The organism is Mycolicibacterium chlorophenolicum (assembly GCF_001044235.1).
In the GTDB taxonomy this organism is placed as follows: domain Bacteria; phylum Actinomycetota; class Actinomycetes; order Mycobacteriales; family Mycobacteriaceae; genus Mycobacterium; species Mycobacterium chlorophenolicum.
Map to the genome: position 1 here is coordinate 254,941 of NZ_JYNL01000068.1, position 16,838 is coordinate 271,778.

The following is a 16,838-nucleotide window of genomic DNA, read 5'->3' on the forward strand; positions in this document are numbered from 1 at the left end:
AGGTGACTACCAGGTCACCGGTAGTTCGTAGACGCCGTAGGCGAGGCGGTCGTGTTTGAAGGGCACCTCGTCGAACGGGATGGCGAGCGTCATCGCGGGCATGCGGCGCAGCAGCGTGGTGAACACGATCTGCAGTTCGGCGCGGGCGAGCTGCTGCCCGACGCATTGGTGCCTGCCGTAACCGAAGCCGAGCTGCTGGCCTGCGTCCCGGTTGAAGTCGAGCGTGTCGGGCGCGGGGAAGGCCGCCGCGTCCCAGTTGGCCGGCGCGAGGTCGATGATGATGCCCTCCCCCGCCCTGATGGTCTCACCGGCGATCTCGATGTCTTCGGTCGCGACCCGCCGCTGGCCGTTCTGGATGATGGACAGGTAGCGCATCAGTTCTTCGACCGCGTTCGCGATGAACGCGGGGTCCTCGGAATCACGCAGCAGCGCAGCCTGTTCCGGATTCTCGAGCAGCGCGAGAATGCCGATGCCGATCATGTTCGCGGTGGTCTCGTGGCCGGCGATCAGCAGCCCGGTGCCCAGCTGGGCGGCCTCCTTGACACTGATCTCGCCCGCGGTGACGCGCTCGGCGAGGTCGGACACGGCGTCTTCGGCGGGGTGGGCCTGCTTCTCCTCGACGAGATCGACCAGGTACTGGTGCAGGCTCATCGCACCCTTCTGCATGGCGTCCGCGGCCGCGTACCGCGCGAGCCCGGCATTGGCGTGCTCCTGGAAGAACTCGTGGTCGTCGTAGGGCACACCGAGCATGTCGCTGATGACCCGGGTGGGTACGGGCAGAGCCAGCTGGGCGACCATGTCGGCCGGCTGCGGACCGGCGAGGATCGCGTCGATGCACTCGTCGGTGACCTGCTGGATCACCGGCCTCAGCGCCTCGACGCGCCGGAACGTGAAGGGTTTCGACAACATCCGCCGGAATCGGGTGTGCTCCTCGGCGTCCGAGGTGAACACCGACCGGGGCCGCTTGTGCACCGTCGCGAGCATGTGCTCGTTCCAGTGCGGGAAGCCCTCCCGCCGGTCGTCGACGCTGACCCGGGAATCGGCGAACAGCGTCCTGGCCGCCTCGTGTCCGGTGACGAGCCAGGGGGTGGTGCCGTTCCAGATCCGCACGCGCGAGAGAGGTTTGGTCCGGTTCATCTCGAGCATCGGTTCGGGCGGGGCGAACGGGCAGCCCGCCGAGCGCTCCATCGGGTACTCGGGAGCGGCCGACACCGCTTCCTCGGTCAGCGTCTCCGTCATCCGTGCTCCTCGAGGTGGATGGCCAGGGCGGGGCAGGCGGCCGCGGCCTTGCGGGTCTGGTCGATGTGTTCGGGTCCCGGCTCGGGCATGAGCAACTCGACGACGCCGTCGTCGTCGCGCTGGTCGAAGACCTCGCCGGCGTTGAGCACGCACTGACCCGAGGACACGCACCGGTCCTGGTCGACGGTCACCTTCACGTCAGGGCACCTCCGTCACCGGCGCATGCCACAGCCCGACGATCGCGTCGATGAGACCCGATGCGGCTCCCTGCCAGGACGGCCGCGCGACGGGCGCCCCCTGCGCCAGCAGTCGCTCGCGTTCGGCGCAGCTGTGCATGAGCAGGTTGCGGCCCATGATGTTGCGTTCGACGCGGACCTCGACCGGCAGATCGGGCAGGCATCCGTTGATGCCGTCGAGCACCCGCACCAGCGACGACGAGGACAGCGCGTCTTTGACGATCATGTTGTGGTAGGCCGGATCGGTCATCACCTGCGCGGCGAAGCGCGCGTACCACGTCGGATTCCCCAGTTCGGCAAGGTGATCGGTCAGCGGGCACACCAGCGCCGCCACCCAGTCGCGCATGTCGGTGGAGTCGCCGATCGCGGCGATGCGCTGCTCGCGGAGTTCCTCGATCGGGCCGCGGTGCTTGTGCTCGATGGCGCGCACCAGGTCGGCCTTGGTGCCGAAGTGATACCCGACGGCGGCGTTGTTGCCCTGGCCGGCGGCCTCGCTGACCTGTCGGTTGGACACGGCGAACACCCCGTGTTCGGCGTAGAGACGTTCGGCCGCCTTCAGGATCGCTTCTTGCGTGCTCGAGGCCCGGTCGGCACGCACGGTCCGCGCAGTGGTCACCACCTCAGTGAACCGGGCCACACTCACTAAGTCAAGCGACTGATTTAATTGGGTCACGGCGACGGCCTCTCCGCCGCCGGCTTCCGCACGATCACCTTTCCCGCGACGGTCCCGCCGTCGACGGGCAGCACGATGCCGGTCACGTACCGGGACCGGTCCGTGGCGAGGTACAGAGCCGCCTCCGCCACGTCGTCTGCGGTGCCCTCCCGTTTGAGCGGGCGGTCGTCACGCATCTGCGCCCGGATCCGCGCCTCGAAGCGCTCCAGGCGTTCGCGGTCCTCCGCGGTGGCCGACGACGCCAGAATGGGTGTCGGGATGTTGCCCGGCGCAATGCAGTTGACGCGGACCTCGTAGTGCGCCAGTTCGATCGCCGCGCACTTGGTGAAGTGAATGATGGCGGCCTTGGAGGCGCGGTAGGTCGACACCCCGCCGCCGGCCTGGATGCCGCCGATGGATCCGAGGTTGATCACCGAACCGCCACCGTGCTCGGCCATGTGGCGTGCCGCATCGCGGGTGCCGGCCATGACCCCCAGCAGGTTCACGCGCATCACGCGGTCGAATTCCTCGAGATCCTCGTGGAAGAGGCCCTTCCTGAGCGGGCTCGAGATACCGGCGTTGTTGACCATCACGTGCAGGCCACCGAAGGCGCTGACGGTCGTCTCGACCAGTTCGCGCACCTGCGCCTGATCTCCGACGTCGGTGTGCCGGAAATGTGCAGTGCCACCGGCGGAGGTCAGCTCGGCGACAAGGTCCTCGCCGTCCTCGTCGCGGACGTCGGCGATGACGACCGCGGCTCCCTCGGCGGCGAATCGCTCGGCGATACCGCGCCCGATCCCTGACGACCCCCCGGTGATGATCGCGACCTTGCCCGCCAGTTCTGTCATCTGTGCTCTCCCCCTGACCTTCGGCGGGGCGGTACCCCGGCGAAGAAGTCCGACAGCAGGGCGTTGACGGCCGCGGGTTGCTCGATCTGCGGGCAGTGCCCGGCATCGTCGATCACCGCGGATCGGCCCTGCCCGATCTGGGCGGCGATCTGCGCGGCCCAGCCCGGCGGCAGTAGTTTGTCGCTGCCGCCCTCCACCATCAGCGTCGGGACGGCGATGCGGTCGTAGGCGCGGGCGGTGCTCGGCGTGGCAGGCGCTGCGAGGCCCGGACGGCGAAACCGTGCTGCAGCCAAGGACTCCCAGGCACCCGGCGCGATGCTGGATTCGTATCGGCGCCGGACGTACTGCTCGTCGCCGGGATAGGCCGGATCGTGGAACAGCGCCGCGACGATGCGGCGCATACCCTCGAGTGTCGCGTCGTAGTCGTAGAGCGCACTGACGTGCTCGTTGCGCTGGATCTCTCCGCCGCCGCAGAGGGCCACGAGGCTGCGGACCGGCAGCACCGGCGCCTCCGACGTCATGTCGACGAGCAGGTTCACCGCACCCATCGAATTGCCCACGAAGTGGGCCGATTCCACTCCGAGCACCTCGCAGAAGCGCGCGATGTGGCGGATCCGCATGCCGCGCCCGTCGGTGAAGTCGACCACCTTGGCCGACCCTCCGAAGCCCAGCATGTCGGGCGCGAGCAGCCGGTGACGCTGCGCGAGGGTCCCGATGGTGTGCTCCCACGCCAGGCACGCGTCGGCGCCGAACTCTCCGCCGTGCAGCAGTACCACCGGATCACCCTGGCCTGCCTCGAGATAACTGGTGAGCAGGCCGTCGACCAGCACCGTGTGGCGACCGATCACGCCGATTCCCTGCTCGTGTGCGCGAACGCCAGCACCTGGGTGGCCAGCAGGTCGAGCTGGTTGGCGACGGCTCTGCCCTGGTCGGTGTCGGCGAGGCCGCCCGAGGTGTCCCAGACCGGTTCGGCGGAGTTGATCGCGACGCCTAGCGGTGTCGGCCAGGCGCGCAGGGCGTGGCCGATGCTGCGCAGCTGGGTCAGCGTGCCGACCGCCGCCTGCCACCCGTAGGCGCAACTGATACATCCCCAGGGCGTGTTGTCGAGGTAGACGCGGGGATCCTCGCGCAGGTCCTCGATGTAGTCGAGGGCGTTCTTGACCAGACCCGACACCGCGCCGTGGTAGCCCGGCGATCCGACGACGACCGCATCGGCGTCGCGCAGCGTCTTCACCAGTTCGAGTGCGCGCGGGGTGCGTTCGAGTTCGTGGGGGGCGTACATCGGGAGGTCGAGTTCCTCCGCGGCGAACAGGCGGGTCCGGCCACCCTGCCGTTCCACCGCCGCCAGGCAGTGACGCAGTGCTCGCTCGGTCGAGGAGTTGGCCCGCAGGGTTCCACCCAGGCCGACGATGAACGGTCTATCGCTGGTAGTTCGCGTGCTCACCATTGCCTCACTTGATCGCTATCGGGCTGACGGGGGCGCCGACCGCACCGACCACCTTCAACGGCGGTGCGACGAGCTGGAATTCGTAGATCCCGTCGGCGGCGCAGTCGGCGGCGAGCGGGCCGAGATCCCAGTACTCGCCGAGCATCAGCCCCATGTCCCGCAGACAGAGCATGTGCATCGGGAGGAAGGTGCCCTCGACCCCGTTGGCCGGGTCGGGGTCTTCCACCATGAGGTTGTCGGCGGCGACGGCGGCGGCCTCGTGGTCGTGCAGCCAGCGGGCGCATGTCCAGTGCAGGCCCGAGCCGGCCTCGCCGCCGTCCCCGGTGGCCAGGAAGCGGGTCCACCACCCGGTGTGGACGACGACGATGTCGCCCGAGCGGATCTCGACGTTCTGCGCGGCGACGATCTCGTCGAGTTCGGCGGGGGTGATGGGTTGCCCGGGCGCACAGAACATGTCGGCGCCGCGGTGGGCGACCACGTCGAGCAGCACTCCGCACGACGTGATGCCCTTGCCGTCGACCTTCTCGATGCCGAGGTGGAAAGCGCCGAAACTGGTGACGGAGTCGGCCGGGAAGCCGTTGTAGAGCTTGTCCTCGTAGTAGACGTGCGACAGCGCGTCCCACTGGGTCGCGGCCTGCAGCGGCATCACGATGAGGTCGTCGTTGAATCGGAACGGGTTGTCGGCGAAGAACGCGCTCATGTCGGCGGCGACCGCGTTGCGCAGCCACTGCGGGCCGTACTCGACGAGCGTGGAGGCGTCTCCGCCGTCGACGGTCATCACGTGCACGGGGTTCTGCCGGAACTTGAAGGCGCCCTGGGGACCGCCCGCGCTGAAGTCACCGCCGAGCGAGATCACCTTGCCCTGTGTGACCAATCGCGCTGCCTCGGTGACTTTCTCGGCGGTGATGAAGTTCAGGGTGCCGAGTTCGTCGTCGTCACCCCAGCGGCCCCAGTTGCGCAGCTCCTCGGCGGCCTCCCGGAAGAGCCTCATGTCGTCGGCCATCATCGACTCCCCTGTGCCGCGGCGCTGTCCCGCATCTGAGCCGCGTACCGCTGGGCGAGGATCCCGCCGTCGGCCCACACCACCTGCCCGGTGATGTAGCCGGCCGCCCGGCTGCCCAGGAAGACCAGCACGGCGGCCTGTTCCCCGGGGTCGGAGATTCGGCCCAGCGGCGTGGTGAAGGAGTCCAGGTAGCCCTGGCCGTACGCCGAGCGCAACTGGTCGAGGATCGGGGTCTCGGTGACCCCGGGTGCGGTGCAGTTGATCCTGATGCCCCGGGCGCCCAGCTCGGTGACACAGCGCATGCCGTAGAGGATGATCGCCTCCTTGGAGAGCCGGTAGCCGCCGTCAGCGAGCGCGTGCGGGTTCTGCCTGCACCAGGCCACCCCCTCGGCCACCGAGGAGGTGTCGAGTAGACCCGTTGTCACGGAGGCGTTCTCGCGGTAGCCCGACGCTGCCAGGGAGGACACGTTGGTGATCGTCGCACTCGCGGGCATCCGGTCGGTCAGCGCTTCGGTGAACTGTCGCGTGCCCAGGAAGTTGATCCGCACCACCAGCTGCGCGTCGCCGATGCCGGACGACACACCGGCCACGTTGAACAACGCGTCGACCTCACCGTCGACGGCGGCCGCCGCGGCGTCCACCGACTCGGGATCGGCGAGATCGACCTCGACGAAGTCCTCCAGCGGCGAGGTGTCGGAGGGAGCGCGCAGATCGAGCCCTGTGACGCGCGCACCGAGGCGGCTGAGGTGGTCCGCCACGTGGGCCCCGATACCGGACGCGCATCCGGTGACGACGGCATGTCTGCCGTCGTAGCGCACCAATTCGTCGAGTGCACTCACGCTCTGCTCGCAGGTTCCTTCGCTGCCTTGGCGTCCTTCTCGGCCTGCGCGGCCTTGACCCGGCCCTCGTTGATCTCGGCCATGGCCTCGGGGATCTCCCCCGCGGTGAACTTCCCACCCCGGCCGGTCGGCAGACCGCCGAATGCATACGTCTCGTCGAACATCGGTGCGTCCGAGGGCTGCCTGCGCGCCTCGACCTTCTCGATCACCGGCGCCAGCCGCTTGGCCTTGTCCTTGACCGCCTTCTCGTCGCGCTCGATGAACTCGGGCAGGATCTCGCGGCCCATGATCTCGATGGACTCCATGGTGCCCTCATGGCTGCGCGGGTTGAGCAGCAGGATGATTTCGTCGACGCCGCTCTCCTCGTAGCCGCGCAGGAACTCGCGCACCGTGTCCGGCGAGCCGATCGCACCCCGGCCGGGGCCGTAGGCCAATGTCGGATCGTCCTTGACGGCCTGCTCGTAGAGTTCCCAGACACCGGTGCGGCCGGGCGTGTGCATGCCGGTCAGGTAGTAGTGCATGATCCCGAACGAGAAGAAGCCACCGCCGATGCCGAGGTGCTCGAGCGCCTGTTCGTCGGTCTTGGCCACCATCATCGACAGGTCGCCGCCGATGGCGAGCAGGTTGGGGTTGATCGCCGGGGTGACGGGTGTGCCCTGTTCCTCGAACTCCCGGTAGTAGCCGTCGACTCGCTCCTTGAGCGCCTCCGGTCCGGTGTAGGCGAAACTCAGTGCGCCGATGGCCTTCTGGGCGGCCATCTGGACCGACGACGGGCGGGTACAGGCCACCCACACCGGCGGGTGCGGGTCCTGCAGCGGCTTCGGAATCACATTGCGGGCCGGCATCTCGACGTGCTCGCCCTTGAAGCCGGTGAACGGCGCCTCGGTCATGCAGCGGATCGAGACCTCCAGGGCCTCCTCCCACTGGGTGCGCTTGTCGGCGGGATCGATGTTGAAGCCGCCGAGTTCGGCGACCGACGAGCCCTCCCCGGTGCCGAACTCCACCCTGCCGTTGGACAGGTGGTCGAGCGTGGCGACCCGCTCGGCGATGCGGGCCGGGTGGTTGATCGGCGGTGGGAGGTGCATGACGCCGAAGCCGAGCCGGATGTTCTTGGTCCGCTGGCTCGCGGCCGCGAGGAACATCTCCGGGGCCGTGGAATGGCAGTACTCCTCGAGGAAGTGGTGCTCGGTGAGCCAGACGGTGGAGAACCCCGCCTTGTCGGCGAGTTCCACCTCGTCGAGCCCGTGCTGGAACAGCTGGTGCTCGTCGTCGTCGGACCACGGTCGGGGCAGCGGGAACTCGTAGAACAGGGAAATCTTCACTTCTGGTTACCTCCTTGAAGTTCGGGCGAGTGGGACGGGAGAGCGGCGTCGGCGATGTGGCGGGCCGCGACGAAGCCGAAGGTCATGGCCGGCCCGATCGTGGCGCCGGCCCCGGCGTAGCTGCGGCCCATCACCGCGGCCGAGGCGTTGCCGACGGCGTAGAGACCGTCGATCACGGTGTCGTCGGCACGCAGCACCCGCGCGTGCTCGTCGGTGCGCAGGCCGCCCGAGGTGCCGAGGTCGCCCAGGATGATCTGGAAGGCGTAGTAGGGCGGATCGCCGAGGGGATACAGATTCGGGTTGGGCAGCGTCGGGTCGCCGTAGTAGTTGTCGTAGGCGCTGTCGCCGCGGTTGAAGTCGTCGTCGTGCCCGCTGCGGGCCAGCGCGTTGAAGCGGTCGGCGGTGGCGCGCAACCGGTCTGGGGGCACGCCGATCTCGCGGGCGAGGTCCTCGAAGCTGCGGCCCTGCTTCACCACGCCGGACTCCAGCCACGCCGCCGGTATCTTCCGTCCGGTCGGCACCGGCGCGAACGGCACCTTCGGGATCGGCAGATGCCCGGCGACCACATAGCGGTGGAACGACCGGACGTCGGTGACGAGCCAGCACGGGATGTGGGTGACGCCGCAGCGCTGGCCCTCGATCATCGCGTGCGCGAAGTCCATGTAGGGCGCGGCCTCGTTGATGAATCGCTCGCCGGCGCCGTTGACCACGAACTGCGACGGCATCATCCGTTCGTTGAGCATGAACTGCAGCCGGCCGTCCGGCCAGCAGATCGCCGGGAACCACCACGCCTCGTCGAGCAGCTCTGTCGAGGCGCCGACCTTCTCCCCCGCCCGGATGCCGTCCCCCGTCGCCGCGGGGTTACCGAAGCTCCAGTCCTGCTCGAGTTCGGGCAGATGTTCACGCCGCCAGGCCATGTCGTGATCGAAGCCGCCGCTGGCCAGGATCACGCCGCGGCGGGCGCGGATGCGGACCGCATGCCCGTCCCTCTCCACGACCGCCCCGACCACCGTGCCGTCCACATCGGTGATCAGTTCGGTCATCGGCGCGTCGAGCCACAGCGGAATGTCGTGCTGCTTCATCGCCAGCCGGAGCCGCGCGGCCAGCGACTGCCCGATGGCCGCCATCCGGTCGCCGAACACCCGCGCCCGGAACATCCGCCAGATCAGTTTCAGCAGAACGGCTTTGCCGCGCCAGGATTGCCGCACCTGATAGAACAGCCGCAGGTCCTTGGGTCCGAACCAGATGCCCTTGGGCGCCAGCGCCAGCGGGGCCAGCAGATTCTGTTCCTCGTCGCCGAGCACACGCAGGTCGATCGCGTCCACGTTGATGGTGCTGCCCAGCGCCGAACCGCCCCGTACCTCCGGGTAGTAGTCGGCGTAGCCGGGCTTCCACACGAATTCCAGCCATGGGCTGCGGTTCTCGAGGAACTCCATCATCTGCGGTGCGGCGTCGACATAGGTGCGCAGCCGGGCGTCGCTGACGAGTCCGCCGGTGATCTCCTTCAGATAGAGGAACACCTCGTCGGGGTCGGGCACGTGCCCCGCACGGCGCTGCGACGGCGCGCCGGGCACCCAGATGCCGCCGCCGGACAGCGCCGTGGAGCCGCCGAACCGCGGCGACTTCTCCACGACCAAGGTGTCCAGCCCGGCGGCGTCCGCGGTCAGGGCCGCGGTCATGCCCCCGCCACCGGACCCCACGATCAGCACGTCGGTGGTGTGGTCGAAGTCCGGGTCGGCGGCCTGCGCGTTCACGCGGTCACCGCCGTCCGGATCGCGAAGCCGGCGATCAGTTCCGGGGCAGCCCGGTAGAACCGGTGCCCGGTCGTATACGGGCCCTGGGTCGCCAGCGCCGCGAAGGCCGCCACCCAGGTTCTGACCTCGTGTGCCGAATTGCCTGCCTGCGCGGCGATCCAGGCGTTGTCCCAGCCGTCGACCTCGTCGAGTCGGTTGGTGTCCAGCAGGTCGAGGAACGCCTGATCCCAGGCCGGATTCAGCGGGGCCAGCGATCCCTGCCCGGCGGCGAACTCACGCGCCGCCTCGATCACCGCGGTCTGGCGAGCCTGCCGCTGTTCGGAGGTCATCGGGACGCCGTGCACGATGCGGTCGAGCGCTGCCGGAGGTGCGGTGGCCAGCGTGGGCACCGGCGGATCGTGCGACAGTCCCCCCGACCCGATGATCAGCACCCGTTTCCCGAGCGAGGCGAGGTAGCCGCCGACAGCCGCACCGAGGGCCCGGACCCGCCGCATCGGTCCGAGCGGGGTGGCCACCGAATTGACGAAGACGGGGATGACCGGCTTGGCGGTCGCGTCGCCGAACAGTTTCTCCAGCGGTTGCACGGTGCCGTGGTCGACCTGCATCGCCGCCGACAGCGCCACGTCCACATCGGCGCCGAGAACGGCTACCGCGCAATCGGTTGCGAGGTCACCGGGAACGTCGAGCGGGCCCTGGTACGTGCCGTAGTCGCCGACGCCCTCGGCGGCGGTGCCGATGCAGAACGGCGGCATCGCCCGATAGAAGAACCCGTTGTAGTGGTCGGGCGAGAACGTCACGACGAGATCGGGGTCGAAGTCGGCGACGAAGTCCCGTGCCGCATCGATCGCCGACCCGATGTCGTCAAGCAGATCCGGTGACGGTCCCGGAAGGTTCAGCAACGGACTGTGCGACATGGTGCACACCGCGAGTGTCGACATGAGAACCGGATCCTCCTTCCGTGGTCAGATGGAGCGCCGCGAACACGGCCTGCGACACCTCCGGTGCGCGCTGGGCGATACACGCGGCGGCGATACAGCGGTCGGGACGCAGGAACAGCACCGAGTCGGTGGAGGCGTCAAACCATGACTTGAGCGCGCCCGAGCGGTCGCCGACGACCGTCACCGCCGCGTCGTCATGACCCGTCCAGTGCAGCTGTGTCATCGGCCGGACCTCGATGAACCTGGCGCCCAACATCTTCCACCGTGTAAAGGCGGCGTCACCGAGCACGGCGCGCAGATTGTTGCTCCAGCACAGCACCGCGAAGCCGGGCCCGAGCACATCGTCGAGAAGCAGATTCCGGCCGTGGCGGGTGTCGACCCGAGGCTGGATGAACAGCGTGCCCGTCGGCGAGTTCGCCGTTGTCGGGGACGACGCAGCAGCGTGGTACACGGCGCCCTCGGTGTAGCGAGGCATCGGTTTGAACCGCATCTCGAGCACGTAGCGCTTCAGCGTGGGGACCGCCGAGGCCGCGTGGATCACCCGGTCCCGCAGTGCGGCCACCCGGGTGTTGGTGGGCGAGATGACCCGGCCGACCATCGTGGACAGGTCGATCATCGCGCGGGCGTGTCGGCGGCGTTCGACATCGTAGGTGTCCAGCAGCGCGTCGTCGGCCTGTCCGGTCACCACCGCGGCGAGCTTCCAGCCGAGGTTGGCGGCGTCGCGGATGCCACTGTTGTAGCCCTGGCCCTGCCACACCGGCATCAGGTGGGCGGCGTCGCCGGCGAGCAGCAGCCGGCCCGCGCGGAACGACGAGGCGATCCGCGAATGGTGGGTGTAGACCCGGTGGCGGATCATGTGCACGCGCTCGGGATACGGGATCCGCTCGGCGAGCATCTGGGAGACGAACGCCGGATCGTCTGCCTGCTCGTCGGTTTCGTGCGGGTGGATGAGGAACTCGAAACGACGGATGCCGTGGGCGATGGCGATCGAGACGTAGGGTCTGCGCGGATCGGCACCGACCTCACTGTTGGGATGGCCCAGCGGATCATTGGCGAGGTCGACGACGAGCCACCGGGTCGACGAGGTGGTGCCGTCGAACGACACCCCCATCAGCCGCCGCGTCGCGCTGCGGCCGCCGTCGCACCCCACGACATAGCGCGCGCGCACCCGGGCGCCGTCGCTCAACTCGACCGTCACGCCGTCGGCATCCTCCCGGCATGTCCGCATGCCGCGCCCGAACTGCACGTCGACGTGGTCGAAGCGGTCGAGGCCGGCGAACAGTTCGGCGTCGACCATCGGCTGGACGAAACCGTTGCGCTTCGGCCATCCGAATCGCGCGTCCGGAGGCGCCATCTCGGCGAGCAGACGCCGCTTCCCGTCGAAGAACCGCAGGATCTGGTTGGGCACCGTGTGGGGCAGGACGCGGTCGACCAGTCCGATGGACTGGAAGGTGCGCAACGCCTCGTCGTCCAGGCCGACACCGCGCGGATAGTCGATGAGCGTGTCGCGCTCCTCGGCGACGAGTGTCCGGACTCCCTGCAGGCCCAGGATGTTGGCCAGCGTCAGGCCGGAGGGCCCTGCCCCGACGATGACGACGTCCACCTCGTGGTCGGCGTTCATGTGCGCCCCAGCAGGAAGTCCAGGTGCAACCGGTCGAAGGTCTTGGGATCTTCGTACTGCGGCCAGTGGCCGCACCCCGCCATCACCTCGAACCGGGCGCCCGGGATCATCGACGCGATCCGTCGGCCCTCCTCGACGTCGGCGGTCGGGTCGTCACTGGTCCACAACACCAGCGTGGGCGCGCTGATCGCGCCGTACTCGTTCGGGCCCAACAGGTTCCGGGCGCGGATCTGCGGATCCTGCAGCGCCATGATGTCGCGCATCGCATCCACGAACCCGGGCTGGCGGTAGACCCGCTGCCGGCTGGCCACGATGTCGTCGTAATCCCTGGACTTGTCGGCCATCAGCCACTTGATGCGGGCCTGCACCGTCTCCCACGTCGGGTTCTCGGCCGCGGCCATCGACAGCGTGACGATGCGCTTCATCACCTCGGGGTCGGCCTGCGATCCGCCCGCGGTGTTGAGGACGAGCCGGTCCACCCGGTCGGGGTGGTCGACGGCGAACCGGGAGGCCACCCACCCGCCAAGCGACTCACCGCTGATGTGCGCCCGTTGCGCGCCGATCGCGTCGAGGAACGCCGCCAGATGCCCGACGTAGTGGGCGATTTCGAGAGGATGGCCCGGCTTGTCGGTGTACCCGTGCCCGAGCATGTCGATCGACCAGGTGGAGAAGTGCCCGGCGTGCGCCTCGAGGTTGCGCACGTACGCCTCGGCGTGCCCACCCGAGCCGTGCAACAGCACCAGGGCCGGAGCGGCGGGATCACCCGCGTGCAGGAACCGTGTGCGCACGCCACCGGCATCGAGGTAACCCTGCGAGAACGGGACGCCCTGCAGGTCGCTCCACACGCTCTCGAACTCCGCCACCCGGCGCTCCTTCCTGCCGTTCGCGATGGTCCTCCGGACCACGCCGCTGAGAATTGTATTCTCTTTTTTTGTAAGCACTTTGCTCATTTATCGCACATCAATGTGCACTATAGTCAGAGCATCACTCTCGCCCTCGTGTCTGTCAAGGAAGGTCGCCCATGACCCGAGCGTCCGCAGCCCCCGGCCGTCACCTCACCCCGGACGGAGCCGCCGCGGGCGCACCGGGATCGCAGACCCTGGCGCGCGGCCTGAGTGCATTGCAGCTCGTCGCCAGTTCCCCCACCGGCATGACCGTGGCGCAGGTCGCCGACGACATCGGCGTGCACCGCACCATCGCCTACCGGCTGCTCAGCACCCTGGCGTCGTTCCGGTTCGTGGCCAAGGGTGAGGACGGCCGCTACCGGTCCGCGGCGGCACTGGCGGTGCTCGGCGCGTCGTTCGACAACAACATCCGCACCCTGGCCGTCCCCACATTGCGCAGCCTGGCCGACGAGCTCGGCACCACGGTCTCCCTGCTGGTCGCCGAGGGCGATCAACAGGTCGCGGTGGCCGTCATGGTCCCGACGAACGTCTTCTACCAGCTGTCCTTCCACGAGGGCAGTCGCTACCCCCTGGACCGCGGGGCTGCCGGCATCGCGTTGCTGGCCGGCATGCCGCCCCGCCCCGGCGAGCGCGAGCTCGTCGGCGAAGCCCGCCACCGAGGCTGGGTGATCACCCACGGCGAGATCGAGCCGAACACCTACGGGCTCGCGGTGCCGGTGCGCCGCCGACCGCCGTCACCGCCCACCTGCATCAACCTGATCTCGCATCGCGAGGACGTCGTCCACGACGGCCGCGAGTCAGTCATCAAGGCAGCCAACGAATTATCGGCGATCCTCGGCTGAGGAAGCCCGGAAGGAGACAGCGGTGACCGACTGGGACCACGACGTCGACGTCGTCGTACTGGGCAGTGGCGGCGCCGGCCTGACCGCCGCACTGACCGCGGCGGTCAACGGCGCCTCGGTGGAGGTGTACGAGAAAGCCGCCACCGTGGGCGGAACGACCGCGGTGTCGGGCGGAATCGTCTGGATTCCGGCGCACGACCGTGCGGCCGAGGGCGAGCTGTCCGCCGACGACGCGATGGCCTATCTGCGCGCACAGTCGCTGGGCGTGATGGACGACGACCTGGTCGAGACGTTCGTGCGCACGGGTGCATCGATGCTCGACTTCGTCGAGACGCACAGCGATCTCGTGTTCGAGGTGGCCGAGGGCTTTCCCGACTACAAGCCCGAGCTCCCCGGCGGCCGTCCCGCCGGCGGCCGGTCGCTGAACACGAAGCCGTTCGACCTCGCCACGCTCGGCGAATGGCGCGACCGCATCACCTCCTTCCCGGCCGACTTCAGCAACGTCGGTATCGACGCCGAGACCCGGGCGCGCATCCACGCCTCGGTGGACAGCGGGTCGGGCGACTACTGCGTCGCGGGTACCTCCCTGATCGCCGGGTTGCTGAAGGCACTCCTGGACGCCGGCGTCGAACCGCACACCGAGGCCCGCGCGGTCGAGCTCATCGCCGACCCGCTCGGCATCACCGGCGTCCGAATCCAGCAGCACGACAGTGATTTCCGCGTCCGTGCGCGCCGCGGCGTGGTGCTCGGCACCGGCGGGTTCGAATGGGACAGAAGTCTCGTCGAGGCCTATCTGCGCGGGCCGATGCGTGGCGCGGTCTCGCCGCCCAACAACACCGGCGACGGGCTGCGCATGGCGATGGCGCACGGCGCCGATCTGGCCAACATGGGCGAGGCCTGGTGGGTGCCCATCGTGCAGATCCCCGGCGACACCTTCGACGGGCGTCCGCGCAGCCGCAGCGTCCGCCTCGAACGCACCCGCCCGCGAAGCATCATCGTCAACCGGGCCGGCAAGAGGTTCCTCAACGAGGCCGGCGAGTACAACTCGATGGCCGGGCCGTTCCACTTCCTCGACCCCAAACTCGGCTACGCCAACGATCCGGCGTGGATCGTGTTCGACTCGCTGCACCTCAAGCACTACGGATTTCTCGGTGTGGACCCCGACGGTCCGATCCCCGACTGGTTCTGCCAGTCCGCGGACCTCGACGAACTCAGCGAGAAGACCGGAATCGACGCGGCAGGCCTGGCCCGGACGCTGCAGGCGTGGAACACCCACGTCGCCGACGAGCACGATCCCGACTTCGGGCGCGGCGACAGCGCCTACGACGGCTACTGGGGCGACACCTCGGCACCGACCACGGCGGCGCAGACCCTGGGTCCCATCGACACCGCGCCGTACTTCGCGGTGCCGGTGTCGGTCGGCGCGATGGGGACCAAGGGCGGCCCGCGCACCGACCGCGACGGCCGGGTGCTGCACGTCAACGGCACGGCGATCACCGGACTGTTCGCGGCGGGCAACGCGATGGCCGGTCCGACCGGCAAGGCCTACGGCGGCGCGGGCGGAACCCTCGGGCCCGCCATGGTGTTCGGCTACCGGGCGGGCTACACCGCGGCGACGGGCCGCTCGGCGTCCTGACGGCGGCCACCCGGGTAGCCGGTCGGCTACCCTCGGCGAATGACGTCGCCGCGCAGCGGAACCAGGTTCAGTGCGATCCGGCGCACGGCAGCACAAACCCGCGTGCTCGATGCCGCCCTGAGCCTGATCACCGAGCACGGCGTGAGCGGGACCTCGCTGCAGATGATCGCCGACGCGATGGGCGTCACCAAAGCCGCGGTCTACCGCCAGTTCAAGACCAAGGACGAGATCGTCCTCGCGTTGACCGAACGCGAACTCGGCCGGCTGGAAGAGGCGCTGGAGGCCGCGGAGGCCGAGCCGTCGGCGTCGCGGGCGCGAGAACTCCTCCTCCACCGCGTCATCGACGAGGCCGTCGAGCGGCGGCGTGCTGCCGCGACACTGCAGTTCGATCCGGTCATCGTCCGGTTCCTGGCCGACCACCCGCCGTTTCAGCAGTTCATCGGCCGGCTGTTCGCGGTCCTCATCGGCGAGAACACGCCGCAGGCTCGCCTGCCCGCCGCGATGCTGTCGGGCGCCATCGCCGTCGGCGTGATGCATCCCCTGGTGGACGACATCGACGACGACACGCTGCGCAGCCAATTGCTCTTCTACACAAAGAAACTGGTGGACCTGCCGGAGTAGGTCAGCGGTCGTCGCCGACCACCAACTGCGCAGCCGCCGCGTAGGGATCGCAGGTGCCGTCGGCCACGGCCGCCGCCAACCGGTCGAGGTCGGTGTGTGCACGCAGCAGCGTCGCGGCCATCGACAGGATCTGGGAACGGGCTCGCGCCGCCCGCCGGGTCGGGCTGTCGGAACGGTGGTGTGCGGAGATCGCCTCGACGAGTTCGGGCACGCCGTCGCCCTGTGCGGCGACGAGTTTGAGGATGGGCGCGTGGGTTTCGGCGCGCAGATCGCGCACGGTCTGGTCGGCTCCTGCGCGATCGGCCTTGTTGACGACGACGATGTCGGCGACCTCGAGGAGGCCGGCCTTGGCGGCCTGTACCGCGTCTCCGGCGCCGGGGTTGAGGATCACCACCGTCGGATCGGCCACCGCGGCGATCTCGATCTCGGACTGGCCCACCCCGACGGTCTCGACGATCACCAGGCCGTATCCGAGCGCCGACAGCAGGGTGATCGCGGCGGGGACCGCCGCGGCCAGTCCACCGAGATGTCCCCGGGTCGCGACCGACCGGATCAGCACATCGGGATCGTTGATGTGGGCGGCCATCCGGATGCGGTCACCGAGCAGCGCCCCGCCGCTGTAGGGCGACGACGGGTCGACCGCGAGGACCGCGACCCGTTCCCCGCCTGCGCGATAGGCCCCGACCAGGGCGCCCACCGTGGTGGACTTCCCCGCACCCGGAGGACCGGTGATCCCGATGATGCGGGCGGGCGCCGGGACGCCGACCGCTGCCAGCACCTCCGGTCGTCGTGGACCCTCCACAAAGGTCAGCAACCGGCCGGTGGCCCTCGCCGACCCGCCGCGGGCCGCGCAGATCAGCTCGTCGATGGTCACGTCACGCACCTTACGCAGGCGTTCTGCTCGTGGTCAGCTGCCCGCTCCACTGTTGAGAATG

The 16,838-nt window shown here is 69.2% G+C and carries 17 protein-coding genes; 3 read left to right on the forward strand and 14 right to left on the reverse strand.

Annotated features, from left to right (window positions below; all coding sequences use genetic code 11):
* Nucleotides 1–6: 6 nt before the first annotated feature.
* The 13 genes from MCHLDSM_RS29290 to MCHLDSM_RS29350 are packed head-to-tail and all read right to left on the reverse strand — an operon-like array spanning nucleotide 7 to nucleotide 12,762.
* On the reverse strand, nucleotides 7–1,239 hold the full coding sequence (locus MCHLDSM_RS29290; RefSeq protein WP_048473300.1) for a cytochrome P450: 1,233 nt from the start codon (nucleotides 1,237–1,239) through the stop codon (nucleotides 7–9).
* Nucleotides 1,236–1,436, reverse strand: a complete 201-nt coding sequence (locus MCHLDSM_RS29295; protein WP_048473301.1) for a ferredoxin — start codon at nucleotides 1,434–1,436, stop codon at nucleotides 1,236–1,238. Before MCHLDSM_RS29295 ends, MCHLDSM_RS29290 begins: the two co-directional genes overlap by 4 nt.
* A gap of 1 nt (nucleotide 1,437) precedes the next feature.
* On the reverse strand, nucleotides 1,438–2,091 hold the full coding sequence (locus MCHLDSM_RS29300) for a TetR/AcrR family transcriptional regulator (protein ID WP_407661901.1): 654 nt from the start codon (nucleotides 2,089–2,091) through the stop codon (nucleotides 1,438–1,440).
* 53 nt (nucleotides 2,092–2,144) lie between these two features.
* Nucleotides 2,145–2,975 (reverse strand): SDR family NAD(P)-dependent oxidoreductase, encoded by an 831-nt coding sequence (locus MCHLDSM_RS29305; protein WP_048473303.1) that lies wholly within the window; start codon nucleotides 2,973–2,975, stop codon nucleotides 2,145–2,147.
* Nucleotides 2,972–3,823 carry an alpha/beta fold hydrolase gene (locus MCHLDSM_RS29310; RefSeq protein ID WP_109788972.1) on the reverse strand — a complete coding sequence of 284 codons (852 nt, stop codon included), beginning with the start codon at nucleotides 3,821–3,823 and terminating at the stop codon, nucleotides 2,972–2,974. Before MCHLDSM_RS29310 ends, MCHLDSM_RS29305 begins: the two co-directional genes overlap by 4 nt.
* Nucleotides 3,820–4,422: an NADPH-dependent FMN reductase gene (locus MCHLDSM_RS29315; RefSeq protein ID WP_048473304.1), complete on the reverse strand. Its 603-nt coding sequence runs from the start codon at nucleotides 4,420–4,422 to the stop codon at nucleotides 3,820–3,822. The genes MCHLDSM_RS29310 and MCHLDSM_RS29315 overlap by 4 nt, the downstream gene beginning before the upstream one ends.
* Nucleotides 4,423–4,426: 4 nt before the next feature.
* Nucleotides 4,427–5,425 (reverse strand): cyclase family protein, encoded by a 999-nt coding sequence (locus MCHLDSM_RS29320; RefSeq protein WP_048473305.1) that lies wholly within the window; start codon nucleotides 5,423–5,425, stop codon nucleotides 4,427–4,429.
* Nucleotides 5,425–6,264, reverse strand: coding sequence for a coniferyl-alcohol dehydrogenase (locus MCHLDSM_RS29325; protein ID WP_048473306.1), 840 nt, complete (start codon nucleotides 6,262–6,264; stop codon nucleotides 5,425–5,427). Before MCHLDSM_RS29325 ends, MCHLDSM_RS29320 begins: the two co-directional genes overlap by 1 nt.
* Nucleotides 6,261–7,586: an LLM class flavin-dependent oxidoreductase gene (locus MCHLDSM_RS29330; protein WP_048473307.1), complete on the reverse strand. Its 1,326-nt coding sequence runs from the start codon at nucleotides 7,584–7,586 to the stop codon at nucleotides 6,261–6,263. Before MCHLDSM_RS29330 ends, MCHLDSM_RS29325 begins: the two co-directional genes overlap by 4 nt.
* On the reverse strand, nucleotides 7,583–9,340 hold the full coding sequence (locus MCHLDSM_RS29335; RefSeq protein ID WP_048473308.1) for an FAD-binding protein: 1,758 nt from the start codon (nucleotides 9,338–9,340) through the stop codon (nucleotides 7,583–7,585). The genes MCHLDSM_RS29330 and MCHLDSM_RS29335 overlap by 4 nt, the downstream gene beginning before the upstream one ends.
* Entirely contained in the window at nucleotides 9,337–10,254 is a 918-nt protein-coding gene (locus MCHLDSM_RS29340) for a 3-carboxyethylcatechol 2,3-dioxygenase (RefSeq protein WP_048473309.1), read from the reverse strand. Before MCHLDSM_RS29340 ends, MCHLDSM_RS29335 begins: the two co-directional genes overlap by 4 nt.
* Entirely contained in the window at nucleotides 10,202–11,899 is a 1,698-nt protein-coding gene (locus MCHLDSM_RS29345; protein WP_048473310.1) for a bifunctional 3-(3-hydroxy-phenyl)propionate/3-hydroxycinnamic acid hydroxylase, read from the reverse strand. Before MCHLDSM_RS29345 ends, MCHLDSM_RS29340 begins: the two co-directional genes overlap by 53 nt.
* Nucleotides 11,896–12,762, reverse strand: a complete 867-nt coding sequence (locus MCHLDSM_RS29350) for an alpha/beta fold hydrolase (protein WP_048473311.1) — start codon at nucleotides 12,760–12,762, stop codon at nucleotides 11,896–11,898. The genes MCHLDSM_RS29345 and MCHLDSM_RS29350 overlap by 4 nt, the downstream gene beginning before the upstream one ends.
* A 158-nt stretch (nucleotides 12,763–12,920) precedes the next feature.
* Between MCHLDSM_RS29350 and MCHLDSM_RS29355 the strand changes: the two genes are divergently transcribed.
* The 3 genes from MCHLDSM_RS29355 to MCHLDSM_RS29365 are packed head-to-tail and all read left to right on the forward strand — an operon-like array spanning nucleotide 12,921 to nucleotide 15,903.
* Complete coding sequence (locus MCHLDSM_RS29355; protein ID WP_048473312.1) at nucleotides 12,921–13,646, forward strand: IclR family transcriptional regulator; 726 nt, start codon at nucleotides 12,921–12,923, stop codon at nucleotides 13,644–13,646.
* Nucleotides 13,647–13,668: 22 nt separating this feature from the next.
* Entirely contained in the window at nucleotides 13,669–15,282 is a 1,614-nt protein-coding gene (locus tag MCHLDSM_RS29360; protein WP_048473313.1) for an FAD-dependent oxidoreductase, read from the forward strand.
* 39 nt (nucleotides 15,283–15,321) lie between these two features.
* On the forward strand, nucleotides 15,322–15,903 hold the full coding sequence (locus tag MCHLDSM_RS29365; RefSeq protein ID WP_048473314.1) for a TetR/AcrR family transcriptional regulator: 582 nt from the start codon (nucleotides 15,322–15,324) through the stop codon (nucleotides 15,901–15,903).
* Nucleotide 15,904: 1 nt separating this feature from the next.
* On the opposite strand, the gene meaB is transcribed toward MCHLDSM_RS29365, so the two are convergent.
* The gene (gene meaB, locus MCHLDSM_RS29370) at nucleotides 15,905–16,777 is read right to left on the reverse strand and encodes a methylmalonyl Co-A mutase-associated GTPase MeaB (protein WP_048473412.1); all 873 of its coding nucleotides are present in this window, start codon (nucleotides 16,775–16,777) and stop codon (nucleotides 15,905–15,907) included.
* Between the last annotated feature and the right edge of the window lie 61 nt (nucleotides 16,778–16,838).

Bases quoted from the DNA above. Each gene is read 5' to 3' on its own strand.
- MCHLDSM_RS29345 (WP_048473310.1), bottom strand. From the start codon at position 11,899: ATGAACGCCGACCACGAGGTGGACGTCGTCATCGTCGGGGCAGGGCCC.
- MCHLDSM_RS29355 (WP_048473312.1), top strand. From the start codon at position 12,921: ATGACCCGAGCGTCCGCAGCCCCCGGCCGTCACCTCACCCCGGACGGA.
- MCHLDSM_RS29305 (WP_048473303.1), bottom strand. From the start codon at position 2,975: ATGACAGAACTGGCGGGCAAGGTCGCGATCATCACCGGGGGGTCGTCA.
- MCHLDSM_RS29290 (WP_048473300.1), bottom strand. From the start codon at position 1,239: ATGACGGAGACGCTGACCGAGGAAGCGGTGTCGGCCGCTCCCGAGTAC.
- MCHLDSM_RS29365 (WP_048473314.1), top strand. From the start codon at position 15,322: ATGACGTCGCCGCGCAGCGGAACCAGGTTCAGTGCGATCCGGCGCACG.
- MCHLDSM_RS29340 (WP_048473309.1), bottom strand. From the start codon at position 10,254: ATGTCGCACAGTCCGTTGCTGAACCTTCCGGGACCGTCACCGGATCTG.
- MCHLDSM_RS29320 (WP_048473305.1), bottom strand. From the start codon at position 5,425: ATGGCCGACGACATGAGGCTCTTCCGGGAGGCCGCCGAGGAGCTGCGC.
- MCHLDSM_RS29315 (WP_048473304.1), bottom strand. From the start codon at position 4,422: ATGGTGAGCACGCGAACTACCAGCGATAGACCGTTCATCGTCGGCCTG.